General features: G+C 65.8%; 16 protein-coding genes. 9 read left to right on the forward strand and 7 right to left on the reverse strand.

Annotated features, from left to right (window positions below):
* Positions 1-11 precede the first annotated feature (11 nt).
* From R1L06_RS00400 to R1L06_RS00410, 3 genes are read left to right on the forward strand one after another with little or no spacing between them, the layout of a single operon-like run.
* Positions 12-635: a sigma-70 family RNA polymerase sigma factor gene (locus R1L06_RS00400; protein ID WP_071227405.1), complete on the forward strand. Its 624-nt coding sequence runs from the start codon at positions 12-14 to the stop codon at positions 633-635.
* Positions 632-1,306, forward strand: a complete 675-nt coding sequence (locus R1L06_RS00405; RefSeq protein WP_317216580.1) for a ChrR family anti-sigma-E factor — start codon at positions 632-634, stop codon at positions 1,304-1,306. Before R1L06_RS00400 ends, R1L06_RS00405 begins: the two co-directional genes overlap by 4 nt.
* Positions 1,307-1,319: 13 nt before the next feature.
* Positions 1,320-2,012, forward strand: coding sequence for a Rossmann-fold NAD(P)-binding domain-containing protein (locus tag R1L06_RS00410; RefSeq protein WP_317216752.1), 693 nt, complete (start codon positions 1,320-1,322; stop codon positions 2,010-2,012).
* Between the two features lie 2 nt (positions 2,013-2,014).
* Here the strand turns inward: R1L06_RS00410 and R1L06_RS00415 are convergent, their stop codons facing one another.
* The 3 genes from R1L06_RS00415 to R1L06_RS00425 are packed head-to-tail and all read right to left on the reverse strand — an operon-like array spanning position 2,015 to position 7,108.
* On the reverse strand, positions 2,015-4,414 hold the full coding sequence (locus tag R1L06_RS00415) for a response regulator (RefSeq protein ID WP_125894041.1): 2,400 nt from the start codon (positions 4,412-4,414) through the stop codon (positions 2,015-2,017).
* A complete protein-coding gene (locus tag R1L06_RS00420) occupies positions 4,407-4,874 on the reverse strand; it encodes a response regulator (protein ID WP_125894043.1) in 468 nt (155 codons plus the stop codon). The genes R1L06_RS00415 and R1L06_RS00420 overlap by 8 nt, the downstream gene beginning before the upstream one ends.
* Positions 4,871-7,108, reverse strand: a complete 2,238-nt coding sequence (locus tag R1L06_RS00425) for an ATP-binding protein (protein WP_317216581.1) — start codon at positions 7,106-7,108, stop codon at positions 4,871-4,873. Before R1L06_RS00425 ends, R1L06_RS00420 begins: the two co-directional genes overlap by 4 nt.
* A gap of 251 nt (positions 7,109-7,359) precedes the next feature.
* On the opposite strand from R1L06_RS00425, the gene R1L06_RS00430 reads away from it, so the two are divergent.
* Positions 7,360-7,653, forward strand: coding sequence for a hypothetical protein (locus tag R1L06_RS00430; protein WP_125894047.1), 294 nt, complete (start codon positions 7,360-7,362; stop codon positions 7,651-7,653).
* A 16-nt stretch (positions 7,654-7,669) separates the two neighbouring features.
* Here R1L06_RS00430 and R1L06_RS00435 read toward each other — a convergent pair whose 3' ends face one another.
* Both R1L06_RS00435 and R1L06_RS00440 read right to left on the reverse strand, forming a co-directional pair.
* Positions 7,670-8,155 carry a TspO/MBR family protein gene (locus R1L06_RS00435; RefSeq protein WP_125894049.1) on the reverse strand — a complete coding sequence of 162 codons (486 nt, stop codon included), beginning with the start codon at positions 8,153-8,155 and terminating at the stop codon, positions 7,670-7,672.
* A 70-nt stretch (positions 8,156-8,225) separates the two neighbouring features.
* A complete protein-coding gene (locus tag R1L06_RS00440) occupies positions 8,226-10,421 on the reverse strand; it encodes an AsmA family protein (protein ID WP_317216583.1) in 2,196 nt (731 codons plus the stop codon).
* A gap of 133 nt (positions 10,422-10,554) precedes the next feature.
* Between R1L06_RS00440 and R1L06_RS00445 the strand changes: the two genes are divergently transcribed.
* Positions 10,555-11,034, forward strand: a complete 480-nt coding sequence (locus tag R1L06_RS00445; RefSeq protein WP_293791505.1) for a GNAT family N-acetyltransferase — start codon at positions 10,555-10,557, stop codon at positions 11,032-11,034.
* 89 nt (positions 11,035-11,123) lie between these two features.
* Here the strand turns inward: R1L06_RS00445 and R1L06_RS00450 are convergent, their stop codons facing one another.
* Positions 11,124-11,732, reverse strand: coding sequence for an FMN-dependent NADH-azoreductase (locus R1L06_RS00450; protein WP_317216584.1), 609 nt, complete (start codon positions 11,730-11,732; stop codon positions 11,124-11,126).
* A 238-nt stretch (positions 11,733-11,970) separates the two neighbouring features.
* Here R1L06_RS00450 and R1L06_RS00455 point away from each other — a divergent pair, with 238 nt between their 5' ends.
* From R1L06_RS00455 to R1L06_RS00465, 3 genes are all read left to right on the forward strand, one after another.
* A complete protein-coding gene (locus R1L06_RS00455; protein WP_373695409.1) occupies positions 11,971-12,471 on the forward strand; it encodes a DoxX family protein in 501 nt (166 codons plus the stop codon).
* An 89-nt stretch (positions 12,472-12,560) separates the two neighbouring features.
* Entirely contained in the window at positions 12,561-13,454 is an 894-nt protein-coding gene (locus R1L06_RS00460; RefSeq protein WP_253143126.1) for a LysR family transcriptional regulator, read from the forward strand.
* A 165-nt stretch (positions 13,455-13,619) separates the two neighbouring features.
* Positions 13,620-14,492: a pirin family protein gene (locus R1L06_RS00465; RefSeq protein ID WP_317216585.1), complete on the forward strand. Its 873-nt coding sequence runs from the start codon at positions 13,620-13,622 to the stop codon at positions 14,490-14,492.
* Between the two features lie 40 nt (positions 14,493-14,532).
* Here the strand turns inward: R1L06_RS00465 and R1L06_RS00470 are convergent, their stop codons facing one another.
* Positions 14,533-15,456: a helix-turn-helix domain-containing protein gene (locus R1L06_RS00470; RefSeq protein ID WP_317216586.1), complete on the reverse strand. Its 924-nt coding sequence runs from the start codon at positions 15,454-15,456 to the stop codon at positions 14,533-14,535.
* Positions 15,457-15,471: 15 nt separating this feature from the next.
* On the opposite strand from R1L06_RS00470, the gene R1L06_RS00475 reads away from it, so the two are divergent.
* Positions 15,472-15,933, forward strand: a complete 462-nt coding sequence (locus R1L06_RS00475) for a DUF6265 family protein (protein WP_125895913.1) — start codon at positions 15,472-15,474, stop codon at positions 15,931-15,933.
* The last annotated feature ends 55 nt before the right edge of the window (positions 15,934-15,988 follow it).

A 15,988-nucleotide genomic window follows, 5' to 3' on the forward strand; every position in this document is an offset into this window, starting at 1 on the left:
CGCGAACGCAGATGTACCCTGACGCCGCCAGCACACTCCTCAACTTCGATAGCGCACGCACCGTGTCCAGTTCCCAGCAGCCGAGCAGCGAGCCGACGAACTGGGCCGGTGACATGGACGGCGTGGCGCGGCTGCGCGACCGCGAGTGTTTCATGCGGATCTACGACTACTTCATGCCGCGGCTGTGCGTGTACCTGCGCGGCCTGGGCGCACCCGATGCCGTAGCCGAGGAGCTGGCGCAGGAATGCCTGTTGCGCCTATGGCTGCGGGCCGCCGATTTCGATCCGGCACAGGGGGCGCTGAGTACGTGGTTGTATCGCATCGCCCGCAACCTGCATATCGATCGAGTGCGCCGTGAGCGCAGCTGGATGCAGGTGCAGGCGGCGGTGGAGGACGCGGCGACGCTGGATGTGATCGAGCGCAGCAGCGCCGAGCAGTTCGCCGACCAGGCGCGTCTGCGCCAGCGCATCAACGAGCTGCCTGCGGTGCAGGCGCGGCTGGTGCGGATGTCCTATTTCGAGGCCAAGAGCCACAGCGAGATCGCCGAAGCGCTGGGCATGCCGCTGGGGACGGTCAAATCCCACCTGCGCCGTGCCTTCCTGCAACTGCAGGCGAAAGTGGGAGGTGCGCTGTGAATCCACACCATCACCTGCACGAATCCACGCTGATGAGCTATGCCGCGGGTGCGCTGCCGGCGCCGTTGAGCATCGTGGCGGGTGCCCATCTGGAGCAGTGCCCGCATTGCCGTCAGCGCCTGCGCGATGCTGAGGCGATCGGTTCGGTACTGCTGGAGCAGACCCAGCCGCCTGCAAACGACACGCGGCGCGAACAGTTGCGCGAGGCCATGCTGATGCAGCTGGCCACGGAAACGCCGATGGCCATGGCGGAATCCCTACGCCCTATGCCGAAGGAGCGGCCCGAGGCCGATCCCGATCATCTGCCGGTGTCACTGCATCCCTACTTTGGCACCTCGCTGGGTGACCTGCGCTGGCGTTGGATGGCGCCGGGGGTGCACTGCATCCGGGCCGAGCAGATGTCCTCGCTGATCATGCTGAAGATCGCCCCCGGCAAGTGCCTGCCCATGCACAGCCATGGCCGCAGCGAGCTGACCCAGATCCTGCGCGGTTCCTACAACGACGCGCTGGGGCTGTTCGCGCCGGGTGACGTGGCGGATCTGGACGAGGAGGTGGAGCACCAGCCGGTGACCGCGCCGGGTGTGCCGTGCATCTGCGTGTCTGCGTTGGATGCGCCGTTGGTGTTCAGCGGTTGGCTGGCGCGGAAGATCCAGCGTTTCGTGAAACTCTGAGGCGGGTGCGATGATGGTCGGGACGGGTGCATTACGGATTCTGTTGACCGGTGCCGCAGGCCTGGTCGGGCAGGGTGTGGTGCTGGCCTGCCAGCGCTCACCGCAGGTCTCCCGCCTGACCGCGCTGGTCCGTCACCCCGGCAGTCTGAGCGGTACCGGCAGCGAACTGATTGTCCCGGACTTTCTGCGTATCCAGGAGCGGGTGGAGGAGCTTGCCGGGTTCGATGCATGCCTCTACTGCGCCGGTGCGCCACCGGTCGGCACCGCCGAGGCCGAGTACCGACGCGTTACCGTGGACACCACGCTGGCGGTGGCCCGTGCCTGGGCGGCCGCGAATCCCGAGGGATGCTTTCTGTATGTATCCGGTGCGGGTGCAGACCCTCAGAGCCGGCTGATGCCGCTGAGGGTCAAGGGCGAGACCGAAGTTGCTTTGCAGGCCCTGCCGGTGCGCTCGGTGATGCTGCGCCCGGGTGGCGTCAGCCCGGTCGCGGGAACCGGCACCCGTCATGCCCTGTTGAAGCCCTTGTACTGGGGCGGCGCGCCGTTGATGAAGCTGGCCGGTGCGATTGCGCCTTCGTTGATGACCAGCAATCTGGCCCTGGGCCAGGCGATGATTGCGCTGGCCGCCAGGGAGCATCCGCCGGCCACGGTGGAGTGCGCGGACATCAACCGGATCGCCGCTGGCATGCGCGATCCGGCGTCCTGACCTCAGTGCGGCGTCGCCTCCAGCGCGGTGCGCACCGCCGCTGCAAGATCACTGCGGGTAAACGGCTTTGGCAGCAATGAAACGGCGCGTCCCTGGCTGCCCACCTGGTCGTGGTCGCGTGGATAGCCCGACGTGAACAGGACGGCGACTTCCGGCCAGCGTTCACGTACTTCGTGCACCAGTTCCCAGCCCGACATGCCGGGCATCACCACGTCCGAGAACAGCAGATCCACCTTGGTGTCGGGGCGTTCCAGCAGCCGCAGTGCGGAGGGTCCGTCGTGGGCTTCCAGCACGCGGTAGCCGAGCAGCCGCAGCGCATCCACCGTGTGGGCGCGGACATCGTCATTGTCCTCGGCCACCAGAATGGTTTCCTCGCGCGGTGAGTAACCCGCCAGGCCGGTCTGTGGGGTGCGTGCTTCGCAGGGCAGGGACAGCGGAGAGCGCGGGAACATCATGGTGATGCTGGTACCGCCGCCTTCCACCGAGTCGATCAGCACGTGGCCACCGGACTGCTTGACGAAGCCATGCACCATGGACAGGCCAAGCCCGGTGCCGCGGCCAACCTGCTTGGTGGTGAAGAACGGCTCGAACACGCGCGCCAGGGTCGCTGCGTCCATGCCGTGGCCATTGTCGCGCACCCGCAACATCACGTACTCGCCTGGCGTTGCATCGGGAAACAGGGCGGCGTAGTCGTGGTCGAGGTGGCTGTTGTCGACTTCGATCACCAGCCGGCCGCCATGCGGCATCGCATCGCGGGCATTGACCGCCAGGTTCAGTACGGAGGCCTCCAGCTGGCTGATGTCGATCTCCACGCACCAGATGTCCTCGGCGTTGCGGATCTCCAGCTGCACCAGCTCACCCAGTGCACGCTGCAGCATGTCGTGCATGTCCAGCAGGCGTTCGTTGAGGTTGGCGGCCTGGCTGTGCAGCGGCTGGCGACGGGCAAACGCCAGCAGGCGCTGGGTCAGGCTGGCGGCACGGCCGACGCCTTTCAGTGCATTGTCCAGTGCACGGCTGACCATTGCCCCGGGTTCTCCGGCGCGTTCGTTGAGCAGCATGGCGTGCTCGACGTTGCCGGAGATGACCGTCAGGATGTTGTTGAAATCATGGGCGATGCCGCCGGTGAGCTGGCCGACCGCCTCGATCTTCTGTGACTGGCGAAGCGCGTGTTCTGCTTGTAGCCGCGCGGTGGTTTCCACCGCCTCGGAGACCACGGCGGTGACCACGCCTTCGGTATCCAGCAGCGGGCGGAACGAGAAGTCGAAGCTGCGCCGCCCGGTCGGGAGTTCCAGTTCCAGTGCATGCAGCGAACTGCGGCCCTGTACGGCTGCGGCGACGGCCTGGTCGATCAGCGCACTGATGCCATCGGTTGTGGCAAACCAGAGCGATTCGCCGAAGCGCGCGCCAACAGTGTCCTTCTTGTCCGCAAGCACCGCGGCCAGTGACGCGTCATTGGCATCAACCACGCGTCCGGACAGATCCAGCAGCACCTGATGCTGGAAGCTGGATTCGAAGATCGCCTGCAGGCGCCGCTTGCTGGCCCGCAACTCGGCGGTGCGTGCCTGCACCTGTCGCTCGAGAACCTGGTTGTCCTCGCGCAGCGCCAGTTCGGCCTGCTTCAACAGTGAAACATCGCTGCCCATGCAGATGTAGCCGACCACGCTGCCATCGGCCGCATGTTCCGGTACGCAGTCCATCTGCACGAATCGTGATTCGCCGCTGCGGTGGACCAGTTCGACCTGGAAGCTGGTGCGCTCGCCCTGCAGTACCCGCTCCAGGCTGGGCAGGGCGTGCTCGAAGGCGGAAATGCCGCTGACATCCCGTGCCGCGCGACCCAGCAGTTCGGCCAGGCTGACGCCGTGCCAGTCCAGGAACGCCTTGTTCGCGAAGCGGTAGCGATGCGCCGTGTCGAGCTGGGCGATCAGCGCAGGGACGGCATTGGTTACCTGCTGCAACTGCGCCTGGCTGTCGTTCAGTGCGGCCTGCGCCTGCACAAGCTGGGTGCGTTCATGGGCCTCCTGCCGCGCACGACGGATCGCATCCGGCAGGCGCTGCAGGCGCTGCTTGACCACGTAGTCGCGCGCGCCGCGGGTCAGCGCCTGCACGGCCAACTCCTCGGTAAGCGTGCCGGAGACGAAGATGAAGGGCGTCTGCGGAATCCGCTCGCGCGCCAGCGCCAGTGCAGCGTCGCCGTCGAATCCGGGCAGCACATGATCGGCCAGGATCACATCGAAGGCGCGATTCTCAATTGCCTCGATGAAGGCATTGCGGGTCCACAGGCGCTCGGCCTCGAAATCGAGGCCGGCACGCTGCAGCTGTGCGCTGATCAGCTCCGCATCAAGCGCGCTGTCCTCCAGCATGAGGATGCGCAGGCGCTCGCTGCGGCGCGATCCATCACGCATTGTGCTGCCCCGAGCCGTTGGGCCGATGCGGCGGGGGCTGGTTGGTGATGCCCCAGAACATGCCCAGCCCTTGGATGGCGTCGAAGAACTCCTTGAAGTCCACTGGCTTGACCACGAATGCGTTCACGCCCAGTTCGTAACTGCGCACGAGATCCTGTTCTTCGCGCGAAGAGGTCAGCATCACCACCGGGGTGCTGCTCAGCTGTGCGTCACCACGCACCTGTTCCAGCACTTCCAGGCCGTTCACCTTGGGCAGCTTCAGGTCCAGCAGCACCACCACCGGGCCGCCGTGCATGGCGCCGGCGAACTTGCCTTCGCAGCGCAGGTAATCCAGCGCTTCGGCGCCGTCACGTACATGGATGACATCGTTCAGCAACTGGCAACGCGACAGCGCCGCCAGCGTCAGCTCTGCATCCTTGGGGCTGTCCTCTACCAAGAGGATCGGCCGCAGGTCCCTCATGGGTGATCTCCTGTGGAACGGGGTAGGGTGAAGTGGATCGTGGCGCCCTTGCCAGGTTCGCCCTCGGCCCAGGTCCTGCCGCCGTGGCGGCCGACGATGCGGCGCACGTTGGCCAGGCCAATGCCGGTGCCTTCGAATTCCTCGACGTGGTGCAGGCGCTGGAATACGCCGAACAGCTTGTCCACGTAGCGCATGTCGAAGCCACAGCCGTTGTCGCGCACGAAGAAGTGGTCTTCGTCGTCGTTTCGCTGGTGACCGACCTCGATGACCGCCTGCTCGCGCTCGCGGGTGAACTTGATCGCGTTGGCCAGCAGGTTCTGCCAGACCAGGCGCAGCATCGTCGGGTCGGCTTCGACCTCCGGCAACGGCGCAAGCGTCCACTGCACGTCGCGGCCGCTGTAGTCCAGGACCAGGCTCCGGCGCACATCCTCGGCCAGCGCGGCCATATCCAGCCGCGCCCGGCCCAGCGTAGAGCGGCCCATCTGCGAAAAGCTCAGCAGGTCGTCCACCAACGTTCCGGCAGATTTGGCCGACTCCGCGATCGTATCCAGGAAGCGGCGCTCGGTATCGTTGAGGCGTTCGCCGGCCGAGCTGCCCAGCAGTTCCGAGTAACCGACGATATGGCGGAATGGCGCGCGCAGGTCATGGCTTACGGAGTAGGAAAACGCTTCGAGTTCCTTGTTGCTGCGGACCAGCTGCTCGTTGAGCTCAGCCATTTCCTCGGCCTTGCGCAGCACGATGTCGACGATGGCCGTGCGCATCTCGTGCGCGGCATCGCGGTCGGCGTCGTTCCACGGCAGGCTGCGCTGCTGCACGGTCTCTTTCCATGCTTCGAATGAACTGCGCGGGGACAGTGCCACGCCGGGCGCCGCCGCTTTGCGTGGGTCGCCCCCCCAGCGCACGGTGTGCACCACTTCCGGGCGGAACCACATCAGATAGCTGTCGTGCAGCTGCGAAATGGACACCGCCAGTACGCCGCTCGCCACGTCGGACAGGCGCGCGCCGGGCGCCCAGTCGGCTGCCAGATGGTCACTGCAGTACGTTTCCTGCCCGGCCTGCTGTGCGGCCAGCCAATCGGCCAGGGCCAGCACGTCGGTCGCGGGCGGGCACTGGCCCACACGCATGCAGTCGCCCTTGTGCACAATGGCGGCGCCTGCGGCACCGGTCAGCGACAGCAGGCTGGCTTCATCGTGGCGCAGCGCAGCCATGAAATCCTCGTCGCCGGCCATGCGTGCCAGCAGCTTGACCAGCACCGAGCGGCGCGCCACGCGTTCTTCGATGGCGCGTGCACGCTCCTTCAGCGCGATTTGCAGCGACAGGATCTGGCCCATGAATTCACAGGCGGTGCGCACGTGATAGGGCAGGCGGCGCGGCTGCATCGTGTGGCAGGACACCAGGCCCCACAGCTGGCCCTCATGCACCAGCGACACCGACATCGACGCGCCGGTGCCCATGTTGCGCATGTACTGCAGGTGCACGGGCGAAACGCTGCGTAGCACGGCCAGGCTCAGGTCGGTGGCCGGCGCGTCGCGGTGCTCCTCGCTGCGCATCAGCGGGGCAGGGGTGTAGTTGTTGTCCGCGATCAGTCGCACCCGGTTGCGCCGATACAGCTCGCGGGCCTGGGCCGGAATGTCCGACTCGGGGAAGCGCAGGTCCAGGTAGGACGGCAACTGGCCGTTGCCATCCTCGGCGACCACGATGCCGTTCCAGCCGGCATCGAACTGGTAGACCAGAGTGCGGTCGAAGCCGGTCAGCCGACGCATGTGCGCGGCCGCCAGCTGGCACAGATCTTCCACGGTGGTAGCCGATTCGATGCCGGTCATCAGTTCGCGGATCGACGGATACAGTTCTTCCAGCGAACCCGGTTGGCCGGGAACCGGTGCCTCCAGCTCGATCAGCAGATCGCTGGCGGAGCGATGCACCAGCAGCTGATGCCGCCCGTGGCCGTCCAGGTGCACAGCGCCTACATGGGCGCTGCTGCCCACCGTGGCCTGCTGGAACAGCGCCTGGAAGGGGGCCAGCACGCCGCCCAGTACCTCGCTGACGTGCTGCATCAACGGTTCGCCGAACTGCTTCAGCAACCCCGGCTGGCTGATGGCGCGCTCACGCACCCGCAGTGACTGAGGCTCCACTACCAGAAGCACCCCATATGGCTGGATGGCACCGGGCGTATGAATCGGTTCGCGCGCACAACGGGACTGGGCGGTGTCGTGCGTGGACTCAGCAGAAGGCATCAAGGGCGGGACTCATGATTCGTGGATGGCTGGAAAGGCCCAGCGTCGCATCCGGCATGCATGGATGGTGAAGCAAAATCGTGCATTCGCCTACCAGCACGTTCGCGTGAAGAGCGTTTCATTCAAACCTGAATTCTTCATCTGACCATTCCAACAGCACTTGCATGTTTCGCGAAAGGTACATGTGCGCTGCACGCGCGCTCGACACCGACTTGCCTAGGGTGAACGCACATTCCTGAGTGACCACGCCCGTGAACCTGCAGACCTTGCCTTCAACGCCATACCGCATGCTTGCCGACAGCTGCCAGTTTGAGCTGCTGGATGTGGATGCCCTGCAGGATCCGGCCAGTGGGCGCCTGCTCCACCTGTACTCGCTGGTTGCGCGCTGCCTGTGCTGCGAGACGGTGTTCAAGGCGGAAGAGGGGCAGGGACTGGTCAGCCACACCGCCGCGCGGGTGGTGCGATGCCCCACGGGTTGTGGCCAGCAGGCGTTCAAGCCGGCATTGCTGCGTGCATGGAAGCCGCAGCGCGTCGCACAGGCCTGAGAGCACTGATACTGGCTCACAGCACCCCGGGATTGGCGCGCCACACCGCGAAGTTCAGCGCCGAGGCAAACGATATCCAGGCCAGGTAAGGCAGCAGCATCACCGCCGCACCGCGATGGATGCGTGCGAAGGCAACGATCGTTGCGCAGACCAGCGTGATCAGTACCAGGATGTCGACGAAGGCCAGCGCTCCCAGCTTCCAGCCGAAGAACAGCCAGCTCCAGAGGGCATTGACGGCCAGCTGCACCAGATAGAGCACCAGGGCCGGTTGCGCGTTGCGCCAGCCGCGTTCGCGCCAGACCAGCCACGCCGCAATGGCCATCATTGCGTAGAGCAGGCTCCACACCGGGCCAAACACGCTGGCAGGCGGTGCCCAGGCAGGCAGGGCGAGGGTGGCGTAGAAGCTGGCGGCGGAGGCCGATGCCCATGCGCCGACTGCGGCCGCCGCAAAGGTGGCCACGCCCCATCCCAGAAGACCCAGAGCCTGTGAACGCCGCTTCATTCCGTACCGCTCCATCCTGCGTTTACCGCTCATACGAACGGAAGCGGCAAATGGATGCAGCCCGGGGCGATCAGTCTGAAGAACCTGCGGCGCTTCCACCTTCGGCAGCCGGCAACAGCGAAGGGCGCTGATCGAACCATTCACGCGCCTTGGCCAGATGCCACTGGCGCTGTTCGCCATCAAGCTCGATGCCCGCGCCCAGCAGCCCCCAGCGGAGGTAGAGATCGCCACGCTTGCGCCGCTCCAGCAGATCCAGCCGCGCACGAACCGACAGGCGATCATTCTCGGCCTGCAGTCCGTCGATCAGCAGATGACCCGGGCGCCAGCGCAACGTGGCCTGTGCATCGACCTTGCCGGAATCCAGCAGGGACAGCGTCCAGCGCGGGTAGTCGGTGCGCTTGGCGAACACGGCCAGCAAGGGGCGTGCATCGCTCAGGGTCAGATCGGTGGTAGCGTCCACCTGGAACGGGGACTGCGCGTCGATGCGGCCCCGCTTGAACACAGCACGGCCTTTCCACGCGCTGTTGGAATCGGTGCCGGCCACCTGCACATTGCGCAGCTCCACGGTGGTGCCGGACAGATCGAAATGGCGCTGGTTGAAGTCCCCGCGGCGAAGCGTCGCGTTCACGTCGACATCGCCGCCCATGTCCAGGCCCGCCACCTTGGCGCTGGCATTGCGACCTAGCAGCCGCGCGGTGCCATGGCCGACGCGGCCATCGGTGTCGAGCGTGGCGTCGCCGCTGAGGCTGCCGGAGCCACGCAGCAGGCGCACCTGTTGAGAGCCAAGGTAGCGGTTGTAGGCGGCCAGGTCCGGGATGGTCGCTTGGCTGAAGCGCAACCGCGCACGAACGCCCTTGCGCAGTTCCTGCAGGCGGCCATCGCCGGTGAGGTCCACGGCCAGGTCGCGACCGTCGAACAGGCGTACATCCTTCGCATCGCTTGGGCGAGCGGTGAAGCGGGGCAGCCGGATCGCCAACTGTGCCTGAGTGGGGCTGCCGGCCTTCAGCTCGCCATGCGCACTGGCCGTGCCGGCCAGCCGCACGCCAGCGACCTCGGCCACGGCGGCAGCCGAAGGGATGTCCACGGTACTGCCTTCGATCAGTTCGCCATTGCGCAGGCGCAGATCTGCTTTCAGGGTGCCGCCGCCATCCAGCTGCAGCCACGGTTTGCGTACGAACAGGGCAGGGATCCAGTTGAGCGAGGTGAAGGTCCATTCGCCGCGCACAGTGCCGGAGCTGCGTTCCAGCAGCTGGGCAGGGTGCTGGAAGGGAATCTCGCGCCCGGTGATGTGCAGGTCGGCATCGATGCCAGCGGCCGAATCCGGGCGTGGCGGCAGGCGGGCCTGCAGGCGCAGGTCGTTGGCCACGTTGAGCTGCAGGGCCAGCACGCCGCGATCGGGTGCGCCGTCGCCGAGGTAGAGCGGAACCTGCCAGAGCGCGTGGTCACCAGGTTGCAACTGGCCGTCCAACAGGTGGACCGCCAGTTGCAGGCGACCGGGAACCGGCGAACTGGAGATGCGGGGCGTCTGCGCGTCCGTATCCATGCGCAGGCCCTGGCTGCGCGCATCCACTTCAAGTTGCGCATGCAGCAGCTTCAACTTGGCCAGGCCGGGCGCCTGGTCGCGATAGTGGCGCGGATAGCTGAAGCGCGCGGTCAGATCCATGTCGCCCAGCAGCTGCACGCCGTCATAGCTGGTGTCTCCCTTGCTGAACGAGACTTCGGAATCGAACAGTTCGGACGGGCCGCCGCGCAGCTGCTTGAGGAACCCGACCGTACCCTGGCCCTTGCCGATGATCAGCAGCTTGCCGAGCCGGGCACTGCGGATGCTGTCGCTGTGGATGGCGTCGAAACGCAGGGTCCAGCCTTGGTCGCTACGCGGCGGTGACGGAATGGCGTCCTCGACGCGACTGATCTCGGCCGACACGCCAGTGGCCTGCAATCGCGGAACCCGCACTTCGCGGCGGAACAGGGGCAGGACTGCCAAGCGGGCGCTGGCACGCTCGGCGTGCAGTACGTAGACGGTATGGTTGACGTGACCGCGCATATGCACGTTCCAAGCAATGACGTGGCCCGGCAGCAGCGTGATGGCCGGGCCGGTCGTCATCACGAACTTGTGCGGCTTGCGGTTGGTGACCTGGCCGAACAGCGGGGTGTTGAGGAAGATGTTGCCGGCCAGCAGGTAGAGAACGTACACGCCAAGCAGGATGTAGCCAGCGACGCGCCATCGGCGGAGCCGGAGCGGGATGCGCGCGGGAATAGGTGGCATGTACTGTTCCAACGGCTGGAATTCACTCAACTATTGCGGAACCGATGGCGGTGGCGCGTGAAGCGGGTGCGGGGCGCTTGCTGGATTCTGCTAGTGTCCGCCTTGCCCACTACGCCGATCCGCGAGGAATCGCATGGAAATCCGAGCTGCCACCGACGGTGACTTCGACGCCATGTGGGCGATTTTCAAGGCGGCCATTGCGATGGAGGATTCGCTCCCGTTCGCCGGCACCTTCGAAGCCGGCACCTTTCGGAGCCATTGGTTCGGAGTGCAGGCGGCCTTTGTGGCCGTTCTGGAAGGGCGCGTGGCCGGAATGTACAAGATGGGCGCCAACTTCCCGGATCTGGGTGCGCATGTGGCCAGCGCCACCTATGTGGTCGATCCTCGGGTACAAGGTCGCGGCATTGGCCGGGCGCTGGTGGAGCACAGTCTTGATCGAGCCAGATCGGAAGGCTTCCTGGCCATGCAGTTCAATTACGTGGTCAGTTCCAATGCGCCAGCGGTTGAGCTGTACCGGAAGCTGGGCTTTGCCGTGGTCGGGACGCTACCGGCGGCGTTTCGGCATCGAACGCTGGGGTTGGTTGATGTATATGTGATGCACCGGTTCCTGTAGACAGCGATATCGCTGTCCATCGGCTTCGGTGCGTCGGGCGGAATGGGATTGAAATGCCGTGGCGATGTGTATCGCCGACGGCACAGCTATCAGGCGAAGACGCGCTCGATGTCCTGCTGGGCGTGCCGCAGTGCCTGTGCGCGCGCATCGTCGCCCATTGCCAGACCTTCGGCCCGGATGAACTGCAGGTCGGTGACGCCGAGGAAGCCGAACAGGCTGGTCAGGTAGGTTTCGTGATGGTCCATGGCCGCACCCGGCACATCACCGGCGTACATGCCGCCGCGGGTGGAGGCGATAAGCACCCGCTTGCCGCCCGCCAGGCCTTCCGGCCCCTGTGCGGTGTAACGGAAGGTCTTGTCGACAATCGCAATGCGGTCGATCCAGGCCTTGAGCTGGCTGGGAATGCTGAAGTTGTACATCGGTGCCCCGATGATGACGACATCCGCCTGCAGGAAGGACTCCAGATCGTTGGCACCGAGCGCCACGTCCTGCTGCAGGGCATCGGCTTCGATGGGGGCGCCCTGGGCAGCGGCAAGGTGGGGCGGAGCAAGGTGGTCGACCGGTGCCAGGGCGAGGTCGCGGTAGGTCACGTTCACGTCGCCATGCTGCTTGCGGGCAGCTTCGATGAGCTGGGCGGTGAGCTGGCGGCTGACCGACTGCTGGCCGAGGATGCTGGAATCAATATGCAGGAGCTTCATGGCGGTTCTCGTAGTGGGGGGTAGGACGGGCCCGGCGAACGCACTGCCATGGGCCACGCCTGCACTCTATTTCCGCGCATTGGGCCCCACTAGCCGGTCGCAGCGGATTTCATTCGTCCACGGATGGGGGCAATCCCACTGCGGGTGGATTCGTCCATGAATGGACGGGTGAATTCCCCCTGGGTCGGCTAGTGGGCGATGGAAGGGGCACCTAGAGTGCGTCCCGCTGGAAATGATGATGTCGTCGTTCCTGCCGCTGCCACCGTCCCTCTTGTTTCAACCTTGTTTCAACACGCCTCCAGGAAATGCAGACATGTCCTCTTATTCCACAACCACCTTTGGTGCCTCGTCCTCCACCCGCCTGCAGGGCGCAGTCGAACTGTTCGGCCGCCTCCTGCTGGTCGCACTGTTCCTGCTGTCGGGATTCGGCAAGCTGAGCGCCTACGAGGCCACGGCGGGGTACATGGCCTCGGTCGGTGTCCCCGCGCTGATGCTGCCGCTGGTGATCCTTGCAGAGGTCGGCGGAGCGCTAGCGATCGCAGCGGGTTGGCAGACCCGGCTGGTCGCCATGTTGCTTGCCGGCTTCACCCTGGCTACCGCCTTCCTGTTCCACAACAACGTTGCTGATCAGACGCAGATGATCATGTTCCTCAAGAATGTCTCCATTGCCGGTGCATTCCTGATGCTGGCCGCCAACGGCGCAGGCCGGTTCAGCCTGGATGCGCGCAAGGCCCGATGAGGGCAGGGCGCTGCGCCGAGCGCCGCGACACCATTTGCAACACAATGCAGGGACCTCCGTACCGGAGGTCGTCTGCATGGAGACCACGGGTGATCGATCTCAATGATGTGGCCCTGTTCGTACAGGTGGCCAAAGCCGGCAGCTTCGCCGAGGCCGCGCGCCGGATCGGCATGCCCTCCAATACTGCCAGCCGGCGCATCCAGCAGCTGGAAGAGCAGCTGGGTGTCCGGCTGCTGCATCGTTCCACCCGCAAGTTGACCCTGACCGATGCCGGTGAGGGCCTGTACGCACGCAGCGTGGAGCAGATCGAGGCGCTGGCGGACGCCACCCTGGAGCTTTCCGAGGGAAGCGAAGTGCCGGTGGGCAAGGTGCGCGTCGCCGCGCCGGTGGACTTCTTCAACTGGTTCCAGCTGGAGTGGGTGCAGTCATTCCTGCAGGCCCATCCACGGGTCCGCCTGGAGTTCGTGCTCAATGACGCGCGCGCCGACCTGGTCGCTGACGGCATCGATGTTGCGATTCGCGCAGGTGCAGTCACCGGGCCAACACTGATCGCGCGCCGGGTGGGCAACAACCGTGCAGTGTTGGTGGCCAGCCCGGCCTACCTGGGGGCACGGGGAGCGCCCAGCTCATTGGAGGAGCTGTCCACGCACGACTGTATCGCCGTGCCCTCGGGCTCAGGGCGCACGCAGTGGCGCTTGATGGGGCCGGATGGCCCCGCCGACGTCGAAGTGCGAGGGCGATTCAGCGCCAACTCGGCCTTGGCCTTGACCAAGGCCTGCGTGGCCGGCATGGGCATCGCGCTGCTGACCGAGGCGATGGTGGCGCAGCCGTTGCGGGAAGGGACGCTGGTCCAGGTCCTGCCCGACTACCGTATTGATGGGCTGGAGTTGTTCGTGGTCTACCAGAGCCGGCGGCAGTTGCCACGCGCCGCCAGCGCGTTTGTCGACTTCGCCACGACCCATCTGATGCTGGGCAACTGGTAAGCACCTGAGCGGGAGGCGCTGCCGCCTCCTCGCGTGGCAGCCATTGCTCCAACGATGGAGGAATGAAATCCGAACTGGCGGGCTACTGCCATGAGTGCTCAGTGCCTACCTTGGGCGTACGACGTCGTCGCGACGTTCGAAACCCGCTTCCAAGGAGACCACGCCATGCTTGCCGTCCACCCCTCCGAATCCACCGCGATGTCTCCGGTCGCCTCCGTGCGCCGCATCGTGCATCGCACCCGCGGCCGCAGCCACGGACCCATCACCCGGCTGGTGAGTCCTTCCGACCTGGGCGAACGTCTCAAGCCGTTCGTCTTCCTCGATCTCATCGACGCGCGCGATCTTTCGCGCGCCGAAGCCCCTGCGCTTGGCCTGCATCCGCACTCGGGCATCGCCACGCTCACCTGGCTGCTGGAAGGGGCCGTCGACTATGAAGACGACCAGGGCCGCCAGGGCAGTATCGAGGCCGGCTGGATGGAGTGGATGCAGGCCGGCAGTGGCGCGTGGCACGGTGGCGGATTCGGTGATTCTGATCGCCTGCGCGGTTTCCAGTTGTGGCTCGCGTTGCCACCTGCATTGGAGCTGGCTGCACCTTTCAGCCGCTACATCGGCCCCGAGCAGATCCTCAGCGAAGGCCCGGTGACCGTATTGCTGGGAGCGTACGGCACGGCCCGCAGCCCCATCGATGCCCCGGCACCGATCAACTACTTTTCGGTGAAACTGCGGGCGGGAGAATCGTGGCGGTTCCAACCGCCGCCGGGACATGACGTAGCCTGGGCCGCCGTGAGCGTGGGCTCGCTGCGTGTGCCCGAAGCGATCGGTGCAGGTGAACTGGTGGTCTTCGAGGAAGGCGGCCACGAGGTCGCGTTCTTCGCCCGCGAGGACACCGAGTTCGTGTTCGGTACCGCAGCACAGCATTCGTATCCGCTGGCAACAGGCTACTACTCGGTCCATACCAGCCCGCAGGCGCTGAAGGCGGGTGAGGCGCGGATCCGGGAGCTGGGGAAGCAGATCCGGACGGCGGGAAGCGCTGGCTGATGGAGTCGGCTCTGGAGCAGGGCAGGAGGGCGGGGCCCAGCTATCCTGAGTGGCCGCTACTGCTTCCGCGCACGAAGGCGGCTGCCAGCCGCAGTGCATCGTCGCTGCCGCGATCACCGCGCAGCGCGTGGACCAGCCGAGCGGGCGTGACGCCGGTCCATCGCACCAGGTCATGCGTGGCATGGGCCTGGTCGCTGTAGCCGTGGCGCGCAGCGGCGGAGGCGATGCTGGTGGCTTCTCCATCCAACGTGTGCAACAGAGCCTGCAGTCTGCATACTCGGGCATATTCTTTCGGCGTCATGCCCACGGCCGTCAGAAAACGCGACTGCAAGCCACGCAGGGACATGCCAAGCCGCCGCGCCAGTTCGGCGATGCGCAGGTCGCCTTCCGCTGCATCCAGCTCCGCAACGGCCTGTTCGATGCGCTCGTCCAGGGTGAAACTGGCACAACATTCCTGCAGCACCTGCCATAACGGCTCGGGCGTACTGCTTGCCGCGCTGGCGCGTGCGGCCGCACTGAAGGTCTCAGCAAAGGAGGCATCCAGCGTGTACAGGTCCGGTGCCTGGTCGCGAAGGCCGGGCAAGCGGGCACCGGCGATCAAGGCGCTCGCGGCCGGCTGCAGCCGCACACCGATGCAGAACACCGCACCAGCGGCCTGCAAACGGATTGGCCCTGACTGCTGTGCCGCGAAACAGAACGGTAGATCGGAACGGATACGGCCATCTGTGCCATGCAGCTGCAGCGGCACGCCCACTTCGGCCAGCAGCTCGCAACGGCCATCGGGATAGATAACCTGCACGTCATTCCCGGGTGCGTCGTCCTGCAGCCACCAGATGCACTGGACGTGACGGCGGAGGTCGTCGGGGGCAGGGTGCTCGCAGTAGTCCATGCGGCATCGGACGCCATCCTGCGCGTTTTTACAAGCGCCCTCGGTGTCCGTGCCGCTAGCCTGCAGCCAACCCAACCAGGAGGTCAGGACATGTTGAAGTCGAAGGTGGCGGTGCTGGGCGCTGGCCTGGCGTTGGGAAGTGGCGCGGCTATGGCCGCACCGGCCGAGTTCGACTGGCTGGCCGGGCATTGGTGCGGCGGTACCGAGGAGCGCAGGCTTGATGAGGTCTGGCTGCCCGAGGCCGGCGGGGCCTTACTTGGGATGTCACGGACGCTGAGCCACGGCGATATGGAGTCATTCGAGTACATGCGCCTGGTGCCGGCGGGCAAAGCGGCTGGCCTGCATGTGCAGCCCAATGGCGTGGCGCCAACCACGTTCGTCATTGCAGACCATGGCGCGAACTGGGTGGTGTTCGAGAATCCGCAGAATGACTTCCCGAAGCGCATCGAGTACCGGCGTGATGGCACTGCGCTGAAGGCGAGCATCTCCGGTCCGGGTGATGACGGGAAGATCCTGCGGATTCCGTTTGACTATCAACGCTGCGGGGATTGAGTGGGAACGCTGGCCAGGAGTGAAGTCAGGGATCTGAGGACTGGTGAGGCTCTGG

It is taken from the genome of Stenotrophomonas mexicanensis (assembly GCF_032911605.1).
In the GTDB taxonomy this organism is placed as follows: domain Bacteria; phylum Pseudomonadota; class Gammaproteobacteria; order Xanthomonadales; family Xanthomonadaceae; genus Stenotrophomonas; species Stenotrophomonas maltophilia_A.